Below are 24,081 nucleotides of genomic sequence, written 5' to 3' on the forward strand. Positions count from 1 at the left end.
CGCGGACATCCACGAGCCGGCGCCCCCCTTTGCCATGCCGGCTCGGTGGCGGGCCCATGCTGCTCTACCCTTGCCACGGAAAGACAGGCGGGAGAGGGGTCTGGTGTGAAGCCCGGCGCGGACGGTCCACCCTTTTCGTCGCTCGACGCCGTCCTGGAACGCATCACCTACGCGGACGAGGACAGCGGCTACACCATCGCCCGCGTGACCACCGGCCGCTCCGGCTCCGAGCTGCTCACCGTCGTCGGCCCGCTGCTCGGCGCCCAGGTGGGGGAGTCGCTCCGGCTGACCGGCCGCTGGACCTCCCACCCCCGCTACGGCCGCCAGTTCGAGGTCCGCTCCTACACCACCGTCCTGCCCGCCACCGTCCAGGGCATCCGCCGTTACCTCGGCTCCGGCCTCATCAAGGGCATCGGCCCCAAGATGGCCGAACGGATCGTCGACCACTTCGGCACCGACACCCTCGACGTCATCGAGAAGGAACCCGCCCGCCTGGCCGAGGTGCCCGGCCTCGGCCCCAAACGCACCCGCATGATCGCCGACGCCTGGGAAGAACAGAAGATCATCAAAGAGGTGATGGTGTTCCTCCAGGGCGTCGGCGTGTCCACCTCCATCGCGGTGCGCATCTTCAAGCAGTACGGCGAGCGCAGCGTCGAGGTCGTCCGCACGCAGCCGTACCGGCTGGCCGACGACGTGTGGGGGATCGGCTTCAAGACCGCCGACACCATCGCCCAGGCCGTCGGCATCCCGCACGACAGCCCCGAACGCGTCAAGGCCGGCCTGCGCTACACCCTGTCCGAGGCCGCCGACGACGGCCACTGCTACCTGCCCGCCCCCAACCTCGTCGCCGACGCCGTCAAGATCCTGGAGGTGCCCGCCCCGCTCACCGCCTCCTGCCTCGACGAACTGGCCGCCGCCGAGGGCGTGGTCCGCGAGCAGGTGCCCGCCGGCGACAACGAGGTCCCGGCCGTCTACCTGCCGCCGTTCCACCGCGCCGAGCAGTCCCTGGCCGGCTCCCTGCTCACCCTGCTCCACCACGGCCACGACCGGCTCAAGGCGTTCGCCGACGTCGACTGGGCCAAGGTGGAGTCGTGGCTGCGCGAACGCACCGGCGCCGACCTGGCCGGCGAGCAGCGCCAGGCCGTCCGCCTGGCGCTCACCCACAAGGTGGCGGTGCTGACCGGCGGCCCCGGCTGCGGCAAGAGCTTCACCGTCCGCTCCATCGTCACCCTCGCCCGCGCCAAACGCGCCAAGGTCATCCTGGCCGCCCCCACCGGCCGCGCCGCCAAACGCCTGTCCGAGCTGACCGGCCACGAGGCCACCACCGTCCACCGGCTGCTGCAGCTGCGCCCCGGCGGCGACGCCGTCTTCGACCGCGACAACCCCCTCGACGCCGACCTCGTCGTCGTCGACGAGGCGTCCATGCTCGACGTGCTGCTGGCCAACCGGCTCGTCAAGGCCGTCGCCCCCGGCGCCCACCTGCTGTTCGTCGGCGACGTCGACCAGCTGCCGTCCGTCGGCGCCGGCGAGGTGCTCAAGGACCTGCTCGCCGCCGCCGACATCCCCCGCGTACGGCTCACGCAGGTCTTCCGGCAGGCGGCCGAGTCCGGCGTCGTCGTCAACGCCCACCGCGTCAACTCCGGCCTGCAGCCCCAGCTGGCGGGACTGGACGACTTCTTCCTGTTCCCGTGCGAGGAGCCCGACGAGATCGCCGCCCTGGCCGTCGACGTGGCCGCCCGCCGCATCCCGCGCCGCTTCGGTCTCGACCCGCGCCGCGACGTGCAGGTCCTGGCCCCGATGCACCGCGGCGCGGCCGGCGCGGGCGCGCTCAACGCCGCCCTGCAGGAAGCGCTCACCCCGGCCCGCGACGGCCTGCCCGAACGCCGCCACGGCGGCCGTGTCTTCCGCGTCGGCGACAAGGTCACCCAGCTGCGCAACAACTACGACAAGGGCGCCGCCGGCGTGTTCAACGGCACCGTCGGCGTCGTCGCCGACATCCGCCCCGACGACCACGCCCTGACCGTCCTGACCGACGAGGACGAGAGCGTCGAGTACGCCTTCGACGAACTCGACGAGCTCGCGCACGCCTACGCCGTGTCCATCCACCGCTCCCAGGGCAGCGAGTACCCCGCCGTCGTCATCCCGCTGGCCACCAGCGCCTGGATGATGCTGCAGCGCAACCTCCTCTACACCGCCATCACCCGCGCCAAGAAGCTCGTCGTCATCGTCGGCTCCCGCCGCGCCCTGGCCCAGGCGGTCCGCACCCGCGGCGCCGGCCGCCGCCACACCGGCCTCACCCACCGGCTCACCCGCACGCCATGACCCCGTCACCGGTTTTCCCGGCCGCGCCGCCCCGCTGACCTGCGCCTCACCCACCAAAAGTGATCGAAATGTGACTGAACTCTCCCAAACCAATTCCCGTCATACAGGCAGGAGCATTAGGGTCTTTTAGTGCGTCGCACGTAACTGGGGAGAGGTTCCGTTGACCATCACCACACCTTGGAGGAAGACCGCCACAGGCGTCGCCCTGCTCGCCGCCGCGACCCTGACCGCGTCATGCTCCGCGCCCGCCGGCACCGGCCCCGGCGCGTCCGACGCCACCACCTCCGCCACCCCCGAACCCCCCACCCTCACCATCACCCCCGCCGAGGGCAGCGCCAAGGTCAACCCCGGCAAGCGGATCGTCGTCACCGCCGAAGGCGGCGCACTCGACGAGGTCACCGTCGAAGGCGACGACGGCCAGATCGAAGGCACCTTCAACACCGAGCGCACCAAATGGGTCTCCAAGACCCCGCTCAAGCCCGCCACCGGCTACAACGTCTCGGCCACCGCCGGCACCGCCACCGCCACCAGCGCCTTCACCACCCGCAAACCCGAGCGCGTCCTGCAGATCACCGACGTCACCCCCAACATCAAGGGCGAGAAGGTCGGCATCGGCATGCCGATCATGGTCAGGTTCAACCAGCCCGTCGCCGACAAGGCCGCCGTCGAACGCGCCCTGAAGGTCGAGGCCGAAAAGCCCGCCGACGGCGCCTGGCGCTGGATCGACGACTCCTACGCCATCTACCGCCCCGCCAAGTACTGGGCCCCCAACCAGACCGTCACCTTCAACGCCGCCCTCGACGGCGTCAAGGCCGGCAAAGACCTGTGGGGCATGAAGAACTACGACTACGACATCACCATCGGCGACAAGGTCGTCAGCAAGGTCGACGTCAACAAGCACATGATGTACGTCTACCGCAACGGCAAGCGCGTGCAGACCATGGCCATCAGCGCCGGCAAGGCCACCACCCGCGAATACACCACCACCAGCGGCGTCCACCTCACCATGGAGCGCGCCAACCCCGTCCGCATGATCTCCCCCGGACGCGAGAAGGGCGACCCCGGCTACTACGACGTCATCGTCGACCACGCCGTCCGCATCTCCAACAGCGGCGAGTACGTCCACGCCAAGAACAACGTCTGGGCCCAAGGCCGCCAGAACGTCAGCCACGGCTGCATCAACGCCCGCCCCGACCAGGCCAGATGGTTCTACGACAACTTCCAGCGCGGCGACATCGTCGAGATCACCGGCACCGACCGCGAACTCGAATGGAACAACGGCTGGGGCTTCTGGCAGATGTCGTTCAACCAGTGGAAGAAGGGCAGCGCCCTGAAGGACCGGAGCTGAGCCCTCCCCGCTGACCGGCCGCCCGGCGCGGGGGAGCGGTCACACCAGCGACAGCTGCCCGAACCTCGGCTCCCGCGCCTCCGGCTCACCCGGACCGCACCGCATCCCGTACACCCGGCACAACTGCGCGATCTGCCCCACGATCCGCTCCTCATAAGCGGGAGAGGGCAACCCGTCACGCCCGTACAGCTCCTCATAACGGGCCACCAGCCCCGGATGCGCCTCACCCAGCCACGCCCCGAACCACGACCGCGTGCCCGCGGGCAGCCGCAACACCACCGGCTCCACCGCCCGCGCCCCCGCCTGCCCGATCCGCCGCACCGTCGCCGCCAGCTGATCGGAGCCGTCACTCAGCAACGGCAGCACCGGCGCCATCAGCACCCGGCAGTCCACCCCCGCCTCCACCAGCGACGCCACCAGCTCCAGCCGCGCCTGCGCCCCCACCGCGCCCGGCTCCACCGCCCGCCGGATCCGCTCGTCCACGAACGCGATCGACACCGCCACCCGCACCCCGGACTCCGCCAGCAACGCCGCGTCCCGCAACACCAGCGGACTACGCGTGTAGACCGTCGCCGGCACCCCCGCCTCCGCCAGCGCCGTCACGATCCCCGGCATCAACCGGTACGTCTCCTCCGCCGGCTGATAACAGTCACCGCTCACCCCCACCGCCAGCGGCTCACCACCCCACCGCGCCAGCTCCGCCCGCAACCGCGCCACCGCGTTCGGCTTCACCACGATCCGCGTGTCGAAATCACGCCCCGCGTCCAGCCCCAGCCGCCGATGACCCGCCCGGGCGCCACACCCCAGACAGGCATGAACGCACCCGCGATAAGGCGACACCGCCCACCGCTGCGCGATCCCCACGACCGGCGGCACCCGCTCGATCACCACCCGCGCCTGCGTCTCGTAGAAACCCCCGCGCAGCACGGCACGCCGCTCGATCAGCGGCCGCTCACCGGCCGCCTCCACCAGAGGCCGCGCGTCCCAACCCACCACCCAAGTGGAACACGCATTCGACACCGTTTTCAACCCGAACGGCGAACACCCTGTCACCCGCCACCACCGCCACCCCCGATAAACTTGAACACCCGTACCACTTCCGGGGAGAACACCCATGGCCTGGCTCCTGCTCACCCTCGCCATCGCCTGCGAGGTCACCGCCACCTCCGCACTCAAACTCAGCGACGGCTTCACCCACCCCGGCTGGACCATCACCACCGCCATCGGCTACCTCGCCTCCTTCGCCCTCCTCGCCCAGGCACTCAAACTCCACCTCGACATGGGCACCGCCTACGCCGTCTGGGCCGGCGCCGGCACCGCCGCCATCGCCCTCATCGGCGCCGCCTTCATGGGCGAAACCCTCACCCCGCTCAAAATCGGCGGCATCCTCCTCATTATCGGCGGCGTCGTCGTCCTCAACCTCGCCGCCACCCCATGACCCGCCAGGAACGCGGCCGCCGCCGCCGCGCCCACCTCCTCACCACCGCCGTCACCCTCCTCACCGAAGGCGGCTTCAACGCCGTCACCCACCGCAACGTCGCCCGCCGCGCCGGACTCCCGCTCGCCGCCACCACCTACTACTTCACCAGCCGCGACCAGCTCCTCACCGAAGCCTTCCAGCACCTCGTCCACACCGAACTCGACACCCTGCGCCACTGGATCACCCAGCACGGCCTCCCCGAACTCGCCGACCAGATCCACCACGCCGACCGCAACCGCCAGCTCGCCCTGTGGGAGCTCTACGTCCACGCCGGCCGCCACCCCCACCTGCAGGACATCGCCCGCCACTGGACCGACGGCTGCGTCAGCATCATCACCGACACCCTCCACCTGCCCGCCGACGACCCCCGCCCTCGCCTCCTCTATACCGCCATCTCCGCCCTCTGGCTCGAACACGTCGTCGAACAACACCCCCTCGACCACACCCGAGCCCTCCTCACCACCGCCCTGACCACCCTCACCCGGAAACCCGGCTGAACTCCCGCCCGCAACCCCCCTAAACTGCTCCCGTGCTCAAACCCCGATACCCCATCACCACCCCCCGCCTCACCCTGCGCCCCTTCACCACCGACGACCTCGACGCCCTGCACGCCTACGAATCCCGCACCGACGTCGCCCGCTACCTCTACTGGGAACCCCGCGACCGCGACGCCGTACGCACCTTCCTCGACAAGAAGACCGGCCGCACCGCCCTCCAGGCCGAAGGCGACGCCATCGACCTCGCCATCATCCGCCGCGACACCGGCACCCTCATCGGCAACTGCCTGCTCATCTGGACCAGCGCCACCCACCGCCAAGGCGAGATCGGCTACGTCCTGCACCCCGACCACCACGGCCACGGCTACGCCACCGAAGCCGCCCGCGAAATGCTCCGCCTCGGCTTCGACGGCCTCCACCTCCACCGCCTCACCGGCCGCCTCGACGCCCGCAACACCGCCAGCGCCCGCGTCCTGGAAAAACTCGGCATGCGCCGCGAAGCCCACCTCATCGACAACGAACACGTCAAAGGCGAATGGACCTCAGAGCTCATCTACGCGATGCTCGACCACGAATGGACCCCATGATCCACCACCTCGCCCTCGCCACCGACTGGACCGACGCCCAGCACACGGGGGAGTACCGCATCTCCACCCTCGGCCGCACCCTCGACCAGGAAGGCTTCATCCACTGCAGCCACGACCTGGACCAGCTCCACACCGTCCACGCCACCTACTACAGCCACCTCACCCAGCCGCTCCTCATCCTCGACATCGACCCCACCGGACTCGACATCCGCCACGAGAACGGCTACCCCCACCTGTACGGGCCGCTCCCCACCACCGCCGTCACCCGCACCCGCCCCTACCCGCCCTGACCCCCGAAACGAAGACCCCGCCAACGACGAAACGGCGAGCCCACCGTCCGCGCGGGCAACAGCCCGGCGCGGACCCATGGACCCGCCGTCACACACCACCGCCGGCACGGGAACCGGCGGCACTCCTCACCACACGATCAGCGCGGAACCCCCGGCCCCACCGGAGCCACCTGCAGGCGCCGCGCCATCGGATCACCCGGCATCGGCTGACCCGCCTGCTGCGGCACACCCTGCGGCATCCGCTGCCGCATCTGCTCCACATGCGCGGCACGCCGCTCGGCACAGCCGCCCGCGCAATAGCCGTTCGTCAGGATCAACCGCCCACGCAGCGGCGTATACGCCTCGCGCCCGTCAGCGGGAAGAACCCCCTGGCACACCGGACATAACACGGACTCGTTCCCCACGTGCTGCTCCTCTCGCGGCGCGATAGCAGAAGTCCACCCTAAAGGCCACACCCGCCGAAGGACGAGGAATCAACGACAAGTCAACGGCCCTGTCAACCACGCCCCGCATCCGGCGGCGCCACCCGCGCCCGGCGGGGGAGAGGAGCCCCACCCGCCCGGCGGCCCCGCCGACCAGCGGCGACACCGGCAACCACACGATCACATCACAAGCCGGTAAAAACGCAAAGCCATCATGACATCACCGACGGTGACGTAACACATCTCACATAAGTAATATCTGACCCCACCAAAACCGGCAAATCTGACCGGGGGAGAAGCCCCCCACCCACAGATACGCACCCACACCCCAACCGGCTCACCGCCGCACCTCGAACACCACATTGAACGCCGTCTCCGCCGCCCGCCGGAACCGCGTGAACCCCGCATCCGCCAACACCCCCCGAATCGCCGCCTCACCCGCCTGAGCCCCCAACGCACACCCACCCGGCTGCGACAACCCACTCGGCACACACAAGAACGTCGAAGCGCTGTAATACAACCGCCCCACCGGAGTGAAATTCTCCTCCACCCGATCAGAGGCCAACGGCTCCACCAGCAACCACGTACCGTCCGGAGCCAACGCCTCCCACACCCGCCGAGCCGCCCCCACCGGATCACCCATGTCATGCAGGCAATCGAACATCGTCACCAGATCAAAACCCTCACCCGCGAAAGACTGCGCCGACGCCACCTCGAACACCACCCGGCCACCCAGCCCCCGCTCAGCGGCCCGCTCCCGAGCCAACGCGATCGACTGCTCGTGATAGTCGAAACCCACCACCGACGAACGCGGAAACGCCTCCGCCAGCAACATCGACGACGACCCCAGACCACACCCCACATCAGCCACCCGAGCCCCCGCCACCAGCTTCGCCTCCACCCCCTCCAACGCCGGAATCCACTCCGGAACCAGCGAAGCGGCATACCCCGGCCGGAAAAAAGCGTCACACCCGACGAACACATCCTCCTCATGCTCATGCCAGCCCACACCCGCACCCGTACGGAACGCCTCCGTGATCCGCGGCTCCGCCCGCAACATCCCCAAAGCCACCAGAAAAGCCGCCGGCACATTCGGCCCCTCCGGATCCGCAAGACAGAACGCCTGCTCCTCACTCAGGAAGAACCGCCCACTCGACGCATCGAAACCGACATAACCACCGGCCGCCTGACCCCGCAGCCACTCGGTCAGATAACGCACATGACACCCCGTACGCCCGGCGAACTCCGCCGGCGTCACCGGACCCCGCGCGAGCGCGCGATACAGACCCAGCCGATGACCCACCACGACCGAACCCGCCGCATCGGTCGCCGCCAGATCGGCCACCGACCGTTCCAAGAACGCGTTCACCTTGCCCTGATCCATCACAGCCCCCCGAAAACGCCCCCGTCACCCTCGTCATACCCCGATAACGAGCCCCGCCCGGCGACGGGGGACGAGCGGTTCTCGCTCTACTTGACATAATGTTCATTATCGAGCAACTAGACAGAGCCGCCCCGACCAGCACACCAGCCCTCTCACCGCCCCCAAACCCCGCAACGGCGAGAAACACGCCACACAGTTCACCGCGCGCCTGACTCCCGCCAGACGATCCCTTTACGTACGATCAATACATGCCGAGCCTGGCCATCTCCACCGGAGGTCTGATCGCGCTGACCTTCGTCGTCACCGTCGCGATCATCTACCTGATCATCCTGGCCGTCCGCCTCACCAAGGCGCCCCGCAACCGGCCCTCGCCTCGGCAGGACGTCATCGATCAGGCCCGCGAGCTCAAGGCGCTGGGCCAGATCCAGGAGGCGGTCTTCTTCGTCCGCGGCGAGACCGGCATGAGCAACCGGGCCGCCACTCGCCTCGTCAACCGCCTCTAACCCGGACAAACAGTCTGATACCAGACAGAAGCTGGATTCTGTCTGGTATCAGAGCATCCGCGTACCGAAGCATTCCGCCGCACCAGGCTGGGGCACGCCCAGGACCTTCGGACCGCCATCACGCATCCGCACCCCCACCCTCAGGGACCCTCTGCCGGCGCCGCGCGTTGTTCCTCGCATCTGTCCGCCCTGCCGGACAGGCGCCTCCCCCTCCCCTGACCGGTGCGCGAGGCTCATCTTCCCGTTCACCTGGATGGGAGTCATGGTGCCTCCCGCGCTCTGGGCCGCGGACCGATGGCCCCCCGCACAGGGGCACGACGGGCGATCGTCACCCGCCGCGACCATACGTGTTCGAACGGTCATGGTCCGTAGGAGTGCGCACCCCTGTCGAGGGGACCGTACGGTCTTCGGCTCCGGCAGGTGATCGGTGGCGGCGCCGGGTCACCACCGATCACAGGCCCCCACGGCGGTGGGCGTCCGGGTGCGGGTTTCAGGAGGGCTGGTCCGCCTGGGTGGCCAGGTCGGCGAGGACGGCGGCGTGGTCGGACGGCCATACGCCGTTGACGGGGCGGTCGCCGGCGCGGCGTACGGAGCGGACGTGTCAGAGGCCGCCGGGGCCGGGTGGGGTGAGGTGGATGTAGTCGATGCGTGCGGGTGGTTCGTGGGTCCGGGCGGCGTAGGGGTTGGCGGGGTCCCAGGTGGCGGCGGGGGTGTCGGGGTGGGCGTATTCCCAGGCGTCGAGGAGGGTCTGGCCGGGGACGGCGGGGGCGGTTCTGTAGCCGCCGAGGAGTCGCATCTCGTCGGAGTCGGGCAGGGCGTTGTAGTCGCCGGTGAGGATGGCGGGGAAGGCGGTGTGGTGGCGGTGGTCGGCGACGAACTGGGCGAGGGCTGCGACCTGGGCGTAGCGGACGGCGGATTCGTGCGGGGCGGAGTTGAGGTGGGTGGTGAAGAAGGCGATGGGGTGTGCGGGGGCGTCGACGAGGGCGTGGAGGGCTTGGTGGCCGTCGTCGCGGCCGCCTGTGGCGGGGAGTCGCAGGGTGGCGTGGTCGAGGATCGGCCAGGTGCTGAGGATGGCGTTGCCGACGTCGGCTGTGGTGCCGGGGAGGCGGCGGTGCCAGCGGTGGGGGCGGTCGGAGGGGGTCCAGGTCCAGTGCATGCCGAGGTGGTCGGCGAGTTGGGCGGCGAGGTTGTGGTGGTGGTCGGCCCAGACTTCCTGGAGGCCGATGAGGTGGCAGTCGAGGGTGGCGAGGGTGGTGGCGATGGCGTCGGCGCGGGCTTGCCAGGGGCCGAATCGCCACCATACGTTCCAGGTCAGGACGCGGATCATGGGTGCCTGCTTGGTGGGTGTCGGGTGTGTGTGCTTGTGCCTACCATGGGGCGGGAGTGGGTGCCGGGAGAATCCGGACTGTTCCGTACGGATGGCAGCGGATGTTGCCGGTTTTGCCGCGTTGTGTCACCGACGTTTGCCGGATCGTGTCAGCATGCTTGCCTGTACGGGCCGGACGGGGCCGTCGTGACCCTCCGGCAGGCGCGAGCCCCGGTGAGGAAGATCTGCCTGTGCGCATCCTGCTTGTCTGCTCCTCCTTCGACGCCGTGGCCCAGCGGACCTGGCTGGCGTTGCGGCGGGCGGGGCACGAGGTCAGCGTGGAGCTGGCGCTGTCGGAGCGGCTGTTGCTCGAGGCCGTCGAGCTGGCCAAGCCGGACCTGGTGATCTGCCCGTGCCTGTCGGAGCGGGCGCCGGTGCCGCCGTGGCGGGGTGTGCGCGCGGTCGTCATCCATCCGGGGCCGCCCGGTGACCGCGGCCCGGCGCCGCTGGATCGGGCGATCGCCGGCGGGGAGCGCGAGTGGGGGGTGAGCGCGGTGCAGGGCGGGCGGGAGGTGGATGGCGCGCCGGTGTGGGCGTACCGGATGTTCCCGATGCCGCAGGAGCCGCCGCGCAAGTCGGCGCTGTACAACGGGCCGGTGGCGGAGGCGGCCGCGGAGCTGGCGCTGGAGGTGGCGGCCAGGGCGGCGGACCCGGCGTTCGTGCCGCCCGCTCCCCCGCGGCCGGCGGTGGCGGCGGGGCCCCGCGTGGGGGTGGGCGAGCTGTCGTGGCGGGAGCCGGCGGAGTCGGTGGTGCGGCGGGTGCGCGCGGCCGACGGGGAGCCGGGCGGCGGGGCGGAGCTGTGCGGGCTGCGGGTGCGGGTGTTCGACGCCCATCGGGGGCCGGCGCTGCCGGGGACGCCGGGTGAGGTGGCGGGCCGGCGGGAGGGCGCGGTGCTGGTGCACACCGGTGACGGCACGGTGTGGGTGGGGCAGTTGCGGGCCGAGGAGCCGGGGGCGGTGAAGCTGCCGGCGGCGATGGTGCTCGGTGAGCGGCTGGAGGGGGTGCCGGAGCGGCCGGGCTACGGCGAGGTCACCTATGACCGGGGTGAGGGGGTCGGGGTGGTGGGTTTCGACTTCTATGACGGGGTGATGTCGACGGGTCAGTGCCGGCGGCTGGCTTCGGTGCTGCGGTACGCGGTGGAGCAGGATACGCGGGTGCTGGTGGTGCGGGGCGGGGAGGTGTTCTCGCGCGGGATCCATCTGAACGTGATCGAGGCGGCGCGGCATCCGGAGCTGGAGGCGTGGCGGAATCTGGACGCGTTCGGGCGGGTCTGCCGTGAGGTGCTGGCCTGTACGGGGCAGCTGGTGGTGACGTCGGTGGGCGGTGACGCGGGGGCGGGCGGGGTGATGCTGGCGCTGGGAGGTGATCGGGTGATGGTCCGGTCGGGGGTGGTGCTGAATCCGCACTATCGCGCGCTGGGGTTGTCCGGCGGGGGGTTGTGGTCGTATGCGCTGCCGCGCCGGGTGGGGGCCGAGCAGGCGCGGCGGCTGCTGCGCAGGGGGTTGCCGGTGGGTGCGGAGGAGGCGGTGGAGCTGGGGCTGGCGGATCGGGTGGTGCCGGGGTCGCGGCAGGAGTTCGAGCGGGTGGTGCTGGAGTACGCCGGGAAGCTGGCGGCCAGTGCGGGGTATGCGCGGTTGCTGGCGGTCAAGCGGGAGGCGTGGGAGGCGGATGAGCGGCGTAAGCCGTTGGAGGCGTACCGGGTGGAGGAGCTGGCGGAGTTGAGCTGTGACGTGTTCGGTGACCGGCGGGGGTTCGGGGCGGCCCGGCGGGCGCTGGTGCACGGGCGTCGGCCTGCTCGTACGCCCTCAAGGCTGGCGGTGCACCGGGAGGGGCACCGGGAGTTGTCCGGCGCGTCGCCCCGACCCGATGCGAATGCATCTCATATGTGAGATAGGTTGGGTTGTTGTGGCAGATGACTATCTTGTGCGGATCGGCCGGCTGATCCGGGATGCGCGGCAGCACCGCGGATGGACGCAGCTCCAGCTCGCGGACGCGCTGGCGACCAGCCAGAGCGCGATCAACCGGATCGAGCGCGGCAACCAGAACATCAGCCTTGAGATGATCGCCCGCATCGGCGAGGCGCTCGACAGCGAGATCGTCTCCCTGGGCTACGCGGGCCCCATGCACCTGCGGGTCGTGGGCGGGCGCCGCCTGTCGGGCAGCATCGAGGTCAAGACGTCGAAGAACGCGTGCGTGGCGCTGCTGTGCGCGACGCTGCTGAACTCGGGGCGGACGATCCTGCGCAAGGTGGCGCGGATCGAGGAGGTCTACCGGATCCTGGAGGTGCTCGCCTCGATCGGGGTGCGCGCCCGGTGGATCAACGAGGGCAACGACCTGGAGATCGTGCCGCCGGCCCGGCTGGAGCTGGAGTCGATGGACACCGACGCGGCGCGCCGCACCCGCAGCGTGATCATGTTCCTGGGTCCGCTGATGCACCGCACCGACGTGTTCCGCATCCCGTACGCGGGAGGGTGCGACCTCGGCACGCGCACGGTCCAGCCGCACATGTCGGCGCTGCAGCACTTCGGCCTGCACATCACCGCGACCGGCGGCTTCTACCACGCCGAGGTCGACCGGGAGGTGTCGCCGAAGCGGGCGATCGTGCTGACCGAGCGGGGCGACACGGTGACGGAGAACGCGCTGCTGGCCGCGGCGCGTCACGACGGCGTGACGGTGATCCGCAACGCCTCCTCCAACTACATGGTGCAGGACCTGTGCTTCTTCCTGGAGGAGCTCGGCGTCCGCGTCGAGGGCGTCGGCACGACCACCCTGACGGTGCACGGCGTGCCGCACATCGACCGCGACGTCGACTATTCGCCGTCGGAGGACCCGGTGGAGGCGATGAGCCTGCTGGCCGCGGCGGTCGTCACCTCCTCGGAGCTGACGATCTGCCGGGTGCCGGTGGAGTTCCTGGAGATCGAGCTGGCGGTCCTGGAGGAGATGGGACTCGACCACGACCGGGGCGAGGAGTACGCGGCGGCCAACGGCCGCACCCGCCTGGTCGACCTGACGGTGCGGCCGTCGAAGCTCATCTCCCCCATCGACAAGATCCACCCGATGCCGTTCCCCGGCCTGAACATCGACAACGTGCCGTTCTTCGCGGCGATCGCCGCCTCGGCGGAGGGGTCGACGCTCATCCACGACTGGGTGTACGACAACCGGGCGATCTACCTGACGGAGCTGACCCGGCTGGGCGCCTCGGTCAAGCTGCTCGACCCGCACCGGGTGCTGGTGGGAGGGCCGACGCGGTGGCGGTCGGCGGAGATGATGTGCCCGCCCGCGCTGCGCCCGGCGGTGGTGGTGCTGCTGGCGATGATGGCGGCGGAGGGCACGTCGGTGCTGCGCAACGTGTACGTGATCAACCGGGGGTACGAGGACCTGGCGGAGCGGCTGAACGCGCTGGGGGCGCGGATCGAGACGTTCCGCGACATCTGAAAGTGTCGGTGCGGGCCGCTACCGTTTCCTCCTGCTGGATCTTGGCGGGAGGGGTGAGGGGTGCGGCCTGCGGAGCTCGACCGGGTGTCGGTGGCGGAGGCGGCGGACCGCTACGTGGAGCTGGTGCGGGCCCGGGTGTCGACGGGCGCGCTGTCGGCGGCCACCGCGGAGGTCTACGCGCGCGACGTCGCCACCCTGGTCGAGCTGGCGGGGCCCGGCCGGGTGCTCGACGACCTGACGGGTGAGGACGTCGACGCGGTGCTGCTGGCCTTCGCCCGCAAGCCCGACGGCCGCCGGCCGGCGGCCGGGCGTGAGGGGGGCGGCCGTGAGGGGGGCGGGCAGTCGGCGTCGTCGCAGGCGCGGTTCCGCCGGTCGATCTCGGCGTTGTTCAAGCATGCGACGCTCGCCGGCTGGGTGCAGGTCAACCCGATGACGGTGGCGACGATCACCGCCCGCGAGCGGGGCGGGCTGCGGCCGGAGCGGCGGGCGCTGACCCGCGAGCAGGCGCAGGGGCTGGTGGGTGCGGCGCGCCGGCTCGGCGAGCAGCGGCCCCCCGCGCGGGGCCGCCGCGACCAGCGCACGGAGCTGCGTGACGGGCTGATCGTGCTGCTGCTGGCGACGCTGGGGCCGCGCGTGTCGGAGCTGGTACGGGCCAACGTCGAGGATTTCTTCACCAACGACGGCGTCCGCTACTGGCGGATCTTCGGCAAGGGCGGGCGGACGCGGGACGTGCCGTTGCCTGCGGACGTGGCGCGGGTGCTGCAGGCCTATCTGGAGCGGGGGCGGCCGGAGTCGGCGGACAAGGCGCTGCTGCTGTCGTGGCGTGGCCGGCGGCTGGCGCGCGGTGACGTGCAGGCGGTGATCGACCGGGTGCAGCGGCAGGTGGACCCGGAGCGGCGCCGCACGGTCACCCCTCACGGGCTGCGCCACACGACGGCGACGCATCTGCTGGCCGACGCGGTCGACATGGACGCGGTGCGGCGGGTGCTCGGCCACAGTGACCTGTCGACGCTGGGCCGCTACCGCGACGAGCTGCCGGGTGAGCTGGAGGTGGCGATGCGCGCCCATCCGCTGCTCAAGCGGCCCTCTTCCGGCTGAGACGCGCGCGGCCCTGTCCGAAAAGGTCTGCCGTGGGAGGTCAGGTGGGGACGGCCGGGGTGGTGCGGACGGCGAGGCGGTCCAGGGAGACGCCGAGCACGTCGGCCAGGGCGGCGATGGTGAAGAAGGCGGGGGTTGCGATCCGGCCGGTTTCGATCTTGCGGAGGGTTTCGGCGGACATGCCGGCGGCGGCGGCGACCTCGGCGATGCTGCGGCCGGCTCTGGCCTCGCGCAGGAGCAGGCCGAGGTGCTCGCCGCGCAGGCGTTCTTCCGGGGTCAGCGGGGGTCGGACCATGCCGCCAGTCTAACCCAATAGAAATACCGGTATAGTTATCGCCATGGTAGAGATCAAGACCACCGGCGAACTCCAAGCCATGCGCGAAGCAGGCCGCGTCGTCGCCCGCACCCTCCAAGCCGTCGCCGCCCACGCCACCCCCGGCACCCCCATCGCCGAACTCGACGACCTCGCCGCCACCACCATCGCCGAAGCCCACGCCACCTCCGCCTTCACCGGCTACCAGCCCGGCTTCGCCCCCACCCCCTACCCCGCCGTCATCTGCGTCTCCGTCAACGACGCCATCGTCCACGGCATCCCCGGCCGCAGCCGCCTGCGCGACGGCGACCTCGTCAGCATCGACTGCGGCGTCTACCTCGACGGCTGGGCCGGCGACTCCGCCATCAGCTTCACCGTCGGCACCACCCACCCCGCCGACCGCCACCTCATCGACACCACCCGCCAGGCCCTCGCCGCCGGCATCGCCGCCGCCCTGCCCGGAAACCGCATCGGGGACATCGGCCACGCCATCCAGACCGTCGCCGCCCGCGACCACTGCACCGACGCCGTCGCCTCCGACTTCGGCGGCCACGGCATCGGCCGCCACATGCACGAAGACCCCCACGTCCCCAACCGCGGCCGCCCCGGACGCGGCATGATCCTCCGCCCCGGCATGACCCTCGCCATCGAACCCATGCTCAGCCGAAGCCCCGCCGGCTACCGCGTCGCCTCCGACGGCTGGACCCTGCGCACCACCGACGGCAGCCGCGCCGCCCACGCCGAGCACACCATCGCCATCACCGACGACGGCCCCCTCATCCTCACCGCCCCCTGACCGGCTCGTCGAACCGCACCAGCACATCGGTCACCAGCCGATCCGGCGACGTCACCGCGGGATCCGACACGTACACCTCACGCACCTGCGACGCCGCCAGCCGCCGCTCACCGCACCACGCCAGCACCCCGCTCACCGTCAGCGGGATCTGATCGTAGGGACCCACATGCCGGGCGGCCGCGAACACCCCGCCCGCCAGCACCTCCACCCCAACCCCCGCCGGCAAGCCCGCCCGTAAGCCCGCCTCGTCGCACCACTCCTCCGGCACCCGCCGCGCCACCGACACCGCCATCCCCTCATCCAGGTCGACCGGAAAAACCCCCGCCAGCCACACCGCCCCCGGCCCGGCGTCCGGCACCGTCATCAGCCGCGCCACCGCCGCCGACGTCGCCCGCCCGATCCCCTCAGGCCCGTCCGCCACCTCCCGCGTCACCACCACCCGCCGTGCCGGCTCCGCCACCACCGACACCTCCGGCGCCGGCAACCCCCGCTCCAGCACCCGCTCCAGCGACGCCAGCGTCCGACGCCGCCGCGCCAGCTCCGCCTCCAGCCCGTCCCGCACCCCGGCCAGCACCTCCCGCTCCCCCGCCAGCACCCGCCCCACCACCGGCAACGGCACATCCAGCGACCGCAGCAACCCGATCGCCAGCGCCACCCGCGCCTGCGACGCCCGGTAATAGCGGTAACCCGTCACCGGATCCACCCACGCCGGCCGCAAAAGTCCCAGCTCGTCATAACGCCGCAGCTGCTTCACACTCAACCGGCCCAGCCGCGCGAACCGCCCGATCGGCAGCAGATCATCATCCACACCCTCAGCATGCCCCCGGCGCTCGGTCGTCGCTGTTGAGGGTTGCCGTTTTGGGAGTGGACGGGGTGTCCAAACCCACGAGCTTTACAATGTAGATTTATTGACTGACTTTTTGATGCCGTTGCGGGCATATAACCAGTCGGCTATGTTGAGGGCATGCGTTTCGACGTACTCGCCGAGCCGGCCCGGCGGCGGATCCTCGACCTGCTCCTGGAACGGCCGCGGCTGGTCGGAGAGCTCACCGCCGAGCTCGGCCTGTCCCAGCCCGGCACCTCCAAGCACCTGAAGGTGCTGCGCGAGGCGGGGCTCGTCACCGTGCGCAAGGACGCCCAGCGCCGCTGGTACGAGCTGAGCCCTCAGCCGCTCGCCGAGATCGACGCCTGGCTCGCTCCCTACCGCGCCCTGTGGACCGCCGGGCTCGACCGGCTGGAGCGGCACCTGGACGCCATGCCCGACGACCGGGCGCCGGCCCACCCCCTGGAGGACGAGTGAACGACCACCTGCTGATCCGCCCCGACGGCCGCGCCCAGCTGGTGCTGCGCCGCCGCCTGCCGCACCCGGCCGAGAAGGTGTGGCGGGCCGTCACCGAGCCGGAACACCTCAGGCAGTGGTTCCCGGACGAGCTGACCATCGACGGCGACCGCGTCCACTACGGCTCCGGCCCCGCCGGGCGGGTGCTGGAGCTGGACCCGCCCCGGCTGTTCGCCCACACCTGGGGCGACGACGAGCTGCGCTGGGAGATCCGGCCCGACGGCGACGGCAGCCTGCTGACCCTCACCCACGTCTTCGGCGACCGGTTCGGCGCGGCCAGCTTCGCCGCCGGCTGGCACACCTGCACGGCAGCCCTCGCGGCCCTCCTCGACGAGCGCCCGCTGCCCGCACCCGGCGACATGGCGCGGCTGCACGAGGACTACATGGCCATCCTCGGGATGGTCCCCGGTGAGCTGGCCGGAGCCACGGTCCGGCTCGAACGCCAGCTCACCCGTACCGCCGCCGACGTCTGGCGGGTCCTCGGCGGCGACCGCGCGCGGGCCGGGTCGCCGCCCCCGGCGCCGTTCGGCATCGCCGGGACACCCGCCGGGCCGGTCACCCGCGCCGAACCGGGCAAGCTCCTCGAGTACGAGACCGGCGGCGGCGCCGTCCGCTGGGAACTGGGCGAAGGCACCGGTCACGGCACCCGGCTCGTCCTCACCTGCCCCGGCGACGCCGCCACCCTGGCGGCCTGCCGCGCCCGGGCCGAACGGCTGGCCGCCGACCTGCTCGCCGATCAGTAGAAGCGCATGACGATCGCCAGGCCGACGAAGTGCATGAGCACCACCACGACGATGAGGGCGACGAACACGAACTTGGCCGGCCCGTGCTCGAAGTGCTTGCCCTCCTTCAGCGGACGGAGCTTGGCCTGGCGCTCGGCGATGCGCTCCTCCAGCGACTTGCGGTAAAACACGTGGCATCCCCACTTTGCGCGGCAGCTGCTTGTACACTAATAGTTAGTGCACAAACCAATCTACCAGGGGCAGCCGGAGGTGGGCACACGTGAAGCCTGTGACGGAGGCGACAGACCTCCTCGCCCTCGACCGGCAGGTGTGCTTCGCGCTCAGCATCGCCTCCCGCGGCGTGATCGGCCTCTACCGGCCGCTGCTGCAGCCCCTGGGCCTGACCCATCCGCAGTATCTCGCCATGCTCGCCCTGTGGCAGCACGAGCCCCTGTCGGTCAAGGAGCTCGGCGAGCTGCTCCAGCTCGACGCCGGCACCCTGTCCCCCCTGCTCAAACGGCTGCAGGGCCTCGGCTACATCCACCGCGAGCGCAGCAGCGCCGACGAGCGCGCCCTGCGCGTCACCCTCACCGCCGAAGGCCGCCGGCTGCGCGGCGAAGCCGAGAAGATCCCCCCGGCCATCGTCGCCCGCCTCGGCATGAGCCTCGACGAACTGCAGGACCTGCACCAGTCCCTCACCCGCGTCATCGAGGCCGCCCGCCGCGCCCACCAGCCCGGCTGACGCACCCACGCGTCACCCGGTACGCGTCACCCGGTACGGGTCAGGCCACCAGGCCGTCACAGGACGAGCCCGCCAGGCCCAGCGCGGCGACCGTCGCCGCGCGCGCCCGGGGCGGCGACATCAGCAGATCGGTCGAATCCGACAACTGATCCACACACCCCGCCACCGGCAGCCCCCGCACCAGCGGATCCGACACCTCCCGCAGCAGCGCCCGCGCGAACCGCTCTCCGCCGATCACCTCGAACGGCCGGTCATGGAACCCCCGAACCCCCTCGTCCAGCCGCACCGCCAGCCCCACCCGGTTCTGCAACGCGGCCAGCCTCCGATACGCCGCCGACAGCCCTTCCTGCCTCTCCCGCCACGAGCGGGCGGCCAGCGCCGCCCCCAGCGCCTCCCCCAGCTCCGCCGAACCCGGCAGCCGCGTCAGCGCGCTGCCCAGCCATTTGGCGTACGGCGGGTAACGCCGCCGCAGCAGCAACGCCAGCCGCATCACCTCCCGCACCAGCCGCGCCCCCTCCACCGCCGACCCCAGCTCGTCCCCCACCTCGCCGCACCGGCCCACGAACGCCTCCTCCTCGGCGATCCGCCACCACTGACAGGCCAGGACGTACCGCCACACGTCCTGCGGATACCAGCGCAGCGCCCGCCGCGCCGCCTCCAGCCCGCCCACCGGGGACGGCAGCCCGTCGTGGAACACCTCCCCCCGGGTCACCTCCGCCAGCCGCTGCCACGGCGCCGACAACCAGTCCACCAGCGTCACCCCGCGCCGCGGATCGAACCCGAGCCGGCCCGTCAGCCACACCTCCAGCTCCGTCACCACCACCCCCGGCCGCCGCTCCCCCCGATAGTCGAAGACCGTCGGATGGCCCCGGAACCGCTCCGGCAGCCCGGCCGCCACTCGCGCCTCCGCCTCCGCCACCAGCCCCGCCGGGACGAACACCAGCACCCGCGGCCCCCAGTCGTGGTCGGCCGAACGGCTCGTGTCGAACGCCAGCACCTCCGACCCAGGACCGATCAGCGCGGCACTGTGCGGGACACCGGCGACCAACGGCGCCACGACCTCACCGTAGAAGGCGCGGGACAACTCGATACCAGGCATGAAATCGGACATCACGCCGTCCACTGTGCCTGACGTTCCCGGCAACCTCATCCGAATTAACCCCCGCCGCCCCCCGTCACGGACGGCCGGCGCCCATGGAGAGGCGCCAGGGCGCCGCGGCGACATCCCACAGAGGGCGCCTGCCTGCGGCGATGATGGCCGCATGGACGTGAACGAGGTGCTGCTGCCGGGGGTGGGACTGCGGTATGAGTTCACCACGCGGGCGGGCGACCGGATCGGCGTGGTGGCCCGCCGTACGGGCGAGTTCGAGGTGGTCGGCTACGGCGGCGACGACCCGGACGAGGGCAGGCCCCTGTTCCGGCTGAACGAGGACGAGGCCGAGGCGCTGGCCCAGATCTTCGGCGCGCCGCGGATCGCCGAGCGGTTCGCCGACCTGACCCGGGAACTGCCCGGACTGAGCTCCGCGCCGGTGAGGGTCACCCCGGCCTCGCCGTACGCCGGCGGCCCGCTCGGGCACACACGCGTGCGCACCCGCACCGGCGCCTCGATCGTGGCGATCGTCCGCGGCCCGGACGTGATCGCCTCCCCCGGCCCCGGCGAGGTGCTGCAGGCCGCGGACGTGCTGATCGTGGTCGGTACCCCGGAAGGCATCGACGGCGCCAAACGGATCATCAGGGGCTGAGCGGGTGCACGTCTCGCTCGCGCTCCTGCTGGAGCTGGGCCTCGTCCTGATCGCCCTCAGCGTTCTGGGCACCCTGGCGCGCCGCGCCACCCTCCCGCCGATCCCGCTCTACCTGCTGGCCGGGCTGGCGTTCGGCGCGGCGGGCGTGCCGCACGTCGCCACCGCCGGGCAGTTCCTCCAGGCCGGGGCCTCCATCGGGATCGTGCTGCTGCTGCTGGCCCTGGGCCTGGAGTTCTCCACCGCGGAGTTCGGCACGAGCATGCGCCACCACCTGCCCTCCGCCGGCGTGGACCTGCTCAACGCCGTCCCCGGCGCCGTGGCGGGCTGGTGGCTCGGCCTCGACGGCGTCGGCGTCCTGGCGCTGGCCGGCGCCACCTTCATCTCCTCCTCCGGGATCATCGCCCGGCTGCTGGGCGACCTGCGGCGGCTGGGCAACCGGGAGACCCCGTCGGTGCTGTCGGTGCTCGTGCTGGAGGACTTCGCGATGGCCGCCTACCTGCCGGTGCTGGCCGTGCTGGCCTCCGGCGGCAGCTGGTGGCAGGCCACGACGGGGGCGCTGGTCGCGGTCGGCGCGGTACTGGCCGCCTTCACCGTCTCCTCCCGGTGGGGACACCACATCGGCCGGCTCGTGGAGCACCCGGACAACGAGCAGCTCATGCTGCGCATGCTCGGGCTCACCATGGTCGTGGCGGCGCTCGCCGAGTACGTGCACGCCTCGGCGGCGGTGGGCGCCTTCCTGGTCGGCCTGACCCTCACCGGGCAGATCGCCGAACGGGCCCGCGCCGTCATCGAACCGCTGCGTGACCTGTTCGCCGCGGTGTTCTTCCTGGTCATCGGCCTTTCCGTGGCGCCGGCGGGCATGCTGCCCGTGCTGCCGGCCGCGCTGGCGCTGGCCCTCGTCACCGGGCCGGCCAAGATGCTCACCGGCCGGTACGCCGCCTCCCGCGACGGGGTGGGCCCGCGCGGCCGGCTGCGCGCGGGCGCCGCGCTGATCGCCCGGGGAGAGTTCTCCATCGTCATCGTCGGGCTGGCCGGACCCCAGCATCCCGTCCTGGCGCCTCTGGTGGCCACCTACGTGCTGCTGCTGGCAGTGGCGGGGCCGCTCATCACCCGCTTCGCCGGAGCCCGTCCCGGTCGGCGGTCTTTTCGGGGGCTTCAACGGATTTGAGTATCCAGACCCTTCGCCTTTACAATGTAGATTTATTGGCTCACGGACGAGACCAGCACCGGCCGCAGCCGATACCCGATGCGCCGGTAAACAGCGATGGCCGCGGCGTTGTCGTCGTCCACCATCAGCGCCGCCCGCCCGTACGACGCCACCAGCTCCGCCGACACCCACCGGCACACCCGCTCGGCCAGCCCCCTCCCCCGGAACGCGGCCCTGGTCGCCACCCCCGCCAGCAGCCCCGCCGACGGGGAAGGCCACGCGTCGGCCGCCACCGACGCCAGCACCCCGTCCACCCACAGCCCCGCCCACCGGCGCACCCCCGGGTCGGCGGGCCGCGCGTAGGAGTCGGGCGCGTCCGCCGCCAGCAGCGCGGCCACCTCCCCCGCGGCCGCCGCGCCCAGCCAGCCCACCTCCCCGGCCTCCACCCCACCGGCACGGGCCGGACCGGCAAGGGCGGCACCGGCACTCACCTCACCGGCACGGGCCGGACCGGGAAGCGCGGCGAGCGGGTCCGCCCCGGCGGGCAGGGTCATCCAGGAGAAGGCGCCCGCCACCTCCAGCCCGTCCACCTTCGCCGTCACCTGCGCCATCAGCTCCCGCTCGCCCCACGGCCGGTAGGACGGCCCCAGCTCGGCCAGCGCGTGCCGGACCAGGTCGGCCGCGTCGGCCGCCTCCCCCCACACCGCCAGCCGGTCGCGCCGCGACACCATGGGCGCCGCGGCCACGACAGCGCCGCCCGCCGCCCACGCCCGAGCCGGGCCCGGCCGGGGCGGGAAACCCGGCGGAAGCCGGGGCATACCGAGGTCCTGGGCGTTCCAGACCACCAGGTCGTCGTCACCGCACGCGGCCCGCAGCCCGTCGAGCGAGACCAGTTCGTGGATCCTCACCGGTCACCGACCTCGCCGATCACGAACCCGCCGATCACGAACCCGCGGGTCACGAACCCGCGGGTCACAGAATCGCGGCCGGGCGGTACGCGGCCGCGCCGGGATGCTCGGCCACCACGCGGCCCACCTGCTCGACGACCGACCGCACCTGGTCGGCGGCGGCACCGGTGAACGACACCCGGTCGGCCAGCAGCGCCTCCAGCTCCGCCCGGCCCAGCGGGAACCGCTCGTCCCCGGCAAGCCGGTCGAGCAGCTCGTTGGCCGCGCCGCTCTGGCGCATCGCCAGGGCCGCCGCCACCGCATGCTCCTTGATCAGCTCGTGCGCCCGCTCGCGGCCCATCCCGGCGCGGACCGCCGCCATGAGCATCTTGGTCGTGGCCAGGAACGGCAGGTAGCGGCCCAGCTCGGCGGAGATCACCGCGGGGAAGGCGCCGAACTCGTCCAGCACCGTCAGCATGGTCTCCACCAGCCCGTCGAAGGCGAAGAACGCATCAGGCAGCGCCACCCGGCGCACCACCGAGCAGGACACGTCACCCTCGTTCCACTGGTCGCCGGCCAGCTCCCCCACCATGGAGGCGTAGCCGCGCAGCACCACGGCCAGGCCGTTGACCCGCTCGCAGGAACGGGTGTTCATCTTGTGGGGCATCGCCGACGAGCCGACCTGGCCCTCCTTGAAGCCCTCGGTGACCAGTTCGTGGCCGGCCATCAGCCGGATCGTCCTGGCCAGCGAGGACGGGGCGGCGGCGAGCTGGACGAGCGCGGTGACGACCTCGAAGTCGAGCGAGCGCGGGTAGACCTGGCCGACGCTGGTCAGCCGGCGCTCGAAGCCGAGGTGGGCCGAGACGCGCTCCTCCAGCGCGTCCAGCTTGGCGTGGTCGCCGCCGAGCAGGTCGAGCATGTCCTGGGCGGTGCCCACCGGTCCCTTGACGCCGCGCAGCGGGTAGCGGGCGATCAGCTCGTCCAGCCGCCGGTAGGCGACCAGCAGCTCGTCGGCGGCGCCGGCGAAACGCTTGCCGAGGGTGGTGGCCTGGGCGGCGACGTTGTGCGAGCGGCCGGCCAGCACGGTCGAGTCGTAGCGGGCGGCGAGCCCGGCCAGGCGCGCGAGCAGCGCCACCACCCGGTCGCGGACCAGCAGCAGGCTGTCGCGGATCTGCAGCTGTTCGACGTTCTCGGTCAGGTCGCGCGAGGTCATGCCCTTGTGGACCTGCTCGTGCCCGGCCAGCGCGTTGAACTCCTCGATACGGGCCTTGACGTCGTGGCGGCTCACCCGCTCGCGCGCCGCGATCGAGTCCAGGTCGACCTGGTCGAGGACCTTCTCGTAGTCGCCGATCGCGGCGTCGGGCACCGCCACGCCCAGCTCCGCCTGCGCGCGCAGCACCGCCAGCCACAGCCGCCGCTCGGCGATCACCTTGTGCTCGGGGGACCACAGGCGGGCCAGCTCGGCGGAGGCGTATCGGGCGGCCAGGACGTCGGGGATGCGCGGCTTGGAAGTCACGTTGGACAAGTGTATGTCCAGGTGGCCGGGCGGCACGGCAGGGGTGACGACACGCGTGCGGGAACCCCGGGCGGCCGCCGGAGCCGGCCTGACCGCCGGGCTCCGCACTGTCGCCCGTGGCCGCTCCCAGGAGGGGCCACGGGCG

26 protein-coding genes are annotated in these 24,081 nt (G+C 71.8%); 16 read left to right on the top strand and 10 right to left on the bottom strand.

The annotated features are described in order from the left end of the window. The first annotated feature begins 105 nt into the window (after window positions 1-105). Window positions 106-2,322 carry an SF1B family DNA helicase RecD2 gene (gene recD2, locus ACQEUU_RS21955; RefSeq protein ID WP_433068642.1) on the top strand — a complete coding sequence of 739 codons (2,217 nt, stop codon included), beginning with the start codon at window positions 106-108 and terminating at the stop codon, window positions 2,320-2,322. Window positions 2,323-2,482: 160 nt separating this feature from the next. After that, the gene (locus tag ACQEUU_RS21960) at window positions 2,483-3,670 is read left to right on the top strand and encodes an Ig-like domain-containing protein (RefSeq protein ID WP_433068644.1); all 1,188 of its coding nucleotides are present in this window, start codon (window positions 2,483-2,485) and stop codon (window positions 3,668-3,670) included. A 39-nt stretch (window positions 3,671-3,709) separates the two neighbouring features. Here the strand turns inward: ACQEUU_RS21960 and ACQEUU_RS21965 are convergent, their stop codons facing one another. Then, the gene (locus ACQEUU_RS21965) at window positions 3,710-4,663 is read right to left on the bottom strand and encodes a radical SAM protein (protein WP_433068646.1); all 954 of its coding nucleotides are present in this window, start codon (window positions 4,661-4,663) and stop codon (window positions 3,710-3,712) included. A 121-nt stretch (window positions 4,664-4,784) separates the two neighbouring features. Between ACQEUU_RS21965 and ACQEUU_RS21970 the strand changes: the two genes are divergently transcribed. From ACQEUU_RS21970 to ACQEUU_RS21985, 4 genes are read left to right on the top strand one after another with little or no spacing between them, the layout of a single operon-like run. Next, window positions 4,785-5,108 (top strand): DMT family transporter, encoded by a 324-nt coding sequence (locus ACQEUU_RS21970; RefSeq protein ID WP_433068648.1) that lies wholly within the window; start codon window positions 4,785-4,787, stop codon window positions 5,106-5,108. Continuing rightward, window positions 5,105-5,647 (top strand): TetR/AcrR family transcriptional regulator, encoded by a 543-nt coding sequence (locus ACQEUU_RS21975; protein ID WP_433068650.1) that lies wholly within the window; start codon window positions 5,105-5,107, stop codon window positions 5,645-5,647. The genes ACQEUU_RS21970 and ACQEUU_RS21975 overlap by 4 nt, the downstream gene beginning before the upstream one ends. A gap of 32 nt (window positions 5,648-5,679) precedes the next feature. Further along, complete coding sequence (locus ACQEUU_RS21980; RefSeq protein WP_433068651.1) at window positions 5,680-6,234, top strand: GNAT family N-acetyltransferase; 555 nt, start codon at window positions 5,680-5,682, stop codon at window positions 6,232-6,234. Continuing rightward, complete coding sequence (locus tag ACQEUU_RS21985; protein WP_433068653.1) at window positions 6,222-6,524, top strand: DUF952 domain-containing protein; 303 nt, start codon at window positions 6,222-6,224, stop codon at window positions 6,522-6,524. Before ACQEUU_RS21980 ends, ACQEUU_RS21985 begins: the two co-directional genes overlap by 13 nt. Window positions 6,525-6,661: 137 nt before the next feature. Here the strand turns inward: ACQEUU_RS21985 and ACQEUU_RS21990 are convergent, their stop codons facing one another. Both ACQEUU_RS21990 and ACQEUU_RS21995 read right to left on the bottom strand, forming a co-directional pair. Then, entirely contained in the window at window positions 6,662-6,928 is a 267-nt protein-coding gene (locus ACQEUU_RS21990) for a hypothetical protein (protein WP_433068655.1), read from the bottom strand. 355 nt (window positions 6,929-7,283) lie between these two features. After that, window positions 7,284-8,330 carry a class I SAM-dependent methyltransferase gene (locus ACQEUU_RS21995; protein WP_433068657.1) on the bottom strand — a complete coding sequence of 349 codons (1,047 nt, stop codon included), beginning with the start codon at window positions 8,328-8,330 and terminating at the stop codon, window positions 7,284-7,286. A gap of 248 nt (window positions 8,331-8,578) precedes the next feature. On the opposite strand from ACQEUU_RS21995, the gene ACQEUU_RS22000 reads away from it, so the two are divergent. Beyond that, on the top strand, window positions 8,579-8,833 hold the full coding sequence (locus tag ACQEUU_RS22000; protein WP_433068659.1) for a hypothetical protein: 255 nt from the start codon (window positions 8,579-8,581) through the stop codon (window positions 8,831-8,833). Window positions 8,834-9,434: 601 nt separating this feature from the next. Here ACQEUU_RS22000 and ACQEUU_RS22005 read toward each other — a convergent pair. Further along, window positions 9,435-10,160 carry an endonuclease/exonuclease/phosphatase family protein gene (locus tag ACQEUU_RS22005; RefSeq protein WP_433068660.1) on the bottom strand — a complete coding sequence of 242 codons (726 nt, stop codon included), beginning with the start codon at window positions 10,158-10,160 and terminating at the stop codon, window positions 9,435-9,437. A 230-nt stretch (window positions 10,161-10,390) separates the two neighbouring features. On the opposite strand from ACQEUU_RS22005, the gene ACQEUU_RS22010 reads away from it, so the two are divergent. From ACQEUU_RS22010 to ACQEUU_RS22020, 3 genes are read left to right on the top strand one after another with little or no spacing between them, the layout of a single operon-like run. Continuing rightward, window positions 10,391-12,088: an enoyl-CoA hydratase-related protein gene (locus ACQEUU_RS22010; protein ID WP_433068661.1), complete on the top strand. Its 1,698-nt coding sequence runs from the start codon at window positions 10,391-10,393 to the stop codon at window positions 12,086-12,088. 16 nt (window positions 12,089-12,104) lie between these two features. After that, on the top strand, window positions 12,105-13,634 hold the full coding sequence (locus ACQEUU_RS22015) for a helix-turn-helix domain-containing protein (RefSeq protein WP_433068663.1): 1,530 nt from the start codon (window positions 12,105-12,107) through the stop codon (window positions 13,632-13,634). A 60-nt stretch (window positions 13,635-13,694) separates the two neighbouring features. After that, the gene (locus ACQEUU_RS22020; RefSeq protein WP_433068664.1) at window positions 13,695-14,732 is read left to right on the top strand and encodes a tyrosine-type recombinase/integrase; all 1,038 of its coding nucleotides are present in this window, start codon (window positions 13,695-13,697) and stop codon (window positions 14,730-14,732) included. Window positions 14,733-14,772: 40 nt separating this feature from the next. Here the strand turns inward: ACQEUU_RS22020 and ACQEUU_RS22025 are convergent, their stop codons facing one another. After that, window positions 14,773-15,027 (bottom strand): helix-turn-helix domain-containing protein, encoded by a 255-nt coding sequence (locus ACQEUU_RS22025; RefSeq protein WP_433068666.1) that lies wholly within the window; start codon window positions 15,025-15,027, stop codon window positions 14,773-14,775. Between the two features lie 43 nt (window positions 15,028-15,070). Between ACQEUU_RS22025 and map the strand changes: the two genes are divergently transcribed. Beyond that, on the top strand, window positions 15,071-15,841 hold the full coding sequence (map, locus tag ACQEUU_RS22030; RefSeq protein WP_433068668.1) for a type I methionyl aminopeptidase: 771 nt from the start codon (window positions 15,071-15,073) through the stop codon (window positions 15,839-15,841). On the opposite strand, the gene ACQEUU_RS22035 is transcribed toward map, so the two are convergent. Then, window positions 15,828-16,649 carry a MerR family transcriptional regulator gene (locus ACQEUU_RS22035; RefSeq protein ID WP_433068670.1) on the bottom strand — a complete coding sequence of 274 codons (822 nt, stop codon included), beginning with the start codon at window positions 16,647-16,649 and terminating at the stop codon, window positions 15,828-15,830. The genes map and ACQEUU_RS22035 overlap by 14 nt on opposite strands. A gap of 156 nt (window positions 16,650-16,805) precedes the next feature. Here ACQEUU_RS22035 and ACQEUU_RS22040 point away from each other — a divergent pair, with 156 nt between their 5' ends. After that, on the top strand, window positions 16,806-17,141 hold the full coding sequence (locus ACQEUU_RS22040) for an ArsR/SmtB family transcription factor (RefSeq protein WP_433068671.1): 336 nt from the start codon (window positions 16,806-16,808) through the stop codon (window positions 17,139-17,141). Beyond that, window positions 17,138-17,923, top strand: coding sequence for an SRPBCC family protein (locus ACQEUU_RS22045; protein ID WP_433068673.1), 786 nt, complete (start codon window positions 17,138-17,140; stop codon window positions 17,921-17,923). Before ACQEUU_RS22040 ends, ACQEUU_RS22045 begins: the two co-directional genes overlap by 4 nt. Here ACQEUU_RS22045 and ACQEUU_RS22050 read toward each other — a convergent pair. Further along, on the bottom strand, window positions 17,917-18,093 hold the full coding sequence (locus ACQEUU_RS22050; RefSeq protein WP_270157274.1) for a hypothetical protein: 177 nt from the start codon (window positions 18,091-18,093) through the stop codon (window positions 17,917-17,919). The two genes, ACQEUU_RS22045 and ACQEUU_RS22050, sit on opposite strands and share 7 nt — an antisense overlap. A 98-nt stretch (window positions 18,094-18,191) precedes the next feature. Between ACQEUU_RS22050 and ACQEUU_RS22055 the strand changes: the two genes are divergently transcribed. After that, window positions 18,192-18,644, top strand: a complete 453-nt coding sequence (locus ACQEUU_RS22055; protein ID WP_433071932.1) for a MarR family winged helix-turn-helix transcriptional regulator — start codon at window positions 18,192-18,194, stop codon at window positions 18,642-18,644. 40 nt (window positions 18,645-18,684) lie between these two features. Here the strand turns inward: ACQEUU_RS22055 and ACQEUU_RS22060 are convergent, their stop codons facing one another. Continuing rightward, window positions 18,685-19,701, bottom strand: a complete 1,017-nt coding sequence (locus ACQEUU_RS22060) for a DUF4037 domain-containing protein (protein ID WP_433068675.1) — start codon at window positions 19,699-19,701, stop codon at window positions 18,685-18,687. A 205-nt stretch (window positions 19,702-19,906) separates the two neighbouring features. Between ACQEUU_RS22060 and ACQEUU_RS22065 the strand changes: the two genes are divergently transcribed. Next, window positions 19,907-20,386 (top strand): cation:proton antiporter regulatory subunit, encoded by a 480-nt coding sequence (locus tag ACQEUU_RS22065; RefSeq protein ID WP_433068677.1) that lies wholly within the window; start codon window positions 19,907-19,909, stop codon window positions 20,384-20,386. Window positions 20,387-20,390: 4 nt separating this feature from the next. Then, window positions 20,391-21,554 carry a cation:proton antiporter gene (locus ACQEUU_RS22070; protein WP_433068679.1) on the top strand — a complete coding sequence of 388 codons (1,164 nt, stop codon included), beginning with the start codon at window positions 20,391-20,393 and terminating at the stop codon, window positions 21,552-21,554. A 32-nt stretch (window positions 21,555-21,586) separates the two neighbouring features. Here ACQEUU_RS22070 and ACQEUU_RS22075 read toward each other — a convergent pair whose 3' ends face one another. Both ACQEUU_RS22075 and purB read right to left on the bottom strand, forming a co-directional pair. Then, the gene (locus ACQEUU_RS22075; RefSeq protein ID WP_433068681.1) at window positions 21,587-22,441 is read right to left on the bottom strand and encodes a GNAT family N-acetyltransferase; all 855 of its coding nucleotides are present in this window, start codon (window positions 22,439-22,441) and stop codon (window positions 21,587-21,589) included. Window positions 22,442-22,505: 64 nt separating this feature from the next. After that, window positions 22,506-23,936: an adenylosuccinate lyase gene (gene purB / locus ACQEUU_RS22080; RefSeq protein WP_433068682.1), complete on the bottom strand. Its 1,431-nt coding sequence runs from the start codon at window positions 23,934-23,936 to the stop codon at window positions 22,506-22,508. Between the last annotated feature and the right edge of the window lie 145 nt (window positions 23,937-24,081).

The sequence above is a fragment of the Nonomuraea sp. CA-218870 genome, from assembly GCF_050936535.1.
In the GTDB taxonomy this organism is placed as follows: Bacteria; Actinomycetota; Actinomycetes; order Streptosporangiales; family Streptosporangiaceae; genus Nonomuraea; species Nonomuraea corallina.

Coding starts and splice junctions, on each gene's coding strand:
- ACQEUU_RS22040 (WP_433068671.1), top strand. CDS start 16,806: ATGCGTTTCGACGTACTCGCCGAGCCGGCCCGGCGGCGGATCCTCGAC.
- ACQEUU_RS21995 (WP_433068657.1), bottom strand. CDS start 8,330: ATGGATCAGGGCAAGGTGAACGCGTTCTTGGAACGGTCGGTGGCCGAT.
- ACQEUU_RS22025 (WP_433068666.1), bottom strand. CDS start 15,027: ATGGTCCGACCCCCGCTGACCCCGGAAGAACGCCTGCGCGGCGAGCAC.
- ACQEUU_RS21985 (WP_433068653.1), top strand. CDS start 6,222: ATGGACCCCATGATCCACCACCTCGCCCTCGCCACCGACTGGACCGAC.
- ACQEUU_RS22005 (WP_433068660.1), bottom strand. CDS start 10,160: ATGATCCGCGTCCTGACCTGGAACGTATGGTGGCGATTCGGCCCCTGG.
- ACQEUU_RS21970 (WP_433068648.1), top strand. CDS start 4,785: ATGGCCTGGCTCCTGCTCACCCTCGCCATCGCCTGCGAGGTCACCGCC.
- ACQEUU_RS22000 (WP_433068659.1), top strand. CDS start 8,579: ATGCCGAGCCTGGCCATCTCCACCGGAGGTCTGATCGCGCTGACCTTC.
- map (WP_433068668.1), top strand. CDS start 15,071: ATGGTAGAGATCAAGACCACCGGCGAACTCCAAGCCATGCGCGAAGCA.
- ACQEUU_RS21975 (WP_433068650.1), top strand. CDS start 5,105: ATGACCCGCCAGGAACGCGGCCGCCGCCGCCGCGCCCACCTCCTCACC.
- ACQEUU_RS22065 (WP_433068677.1), top strand. CDS start 19,907: ATGGACGTGAACGAGGTGCTGCTGCCGGGGGTGGGACTGCGGTATGAG.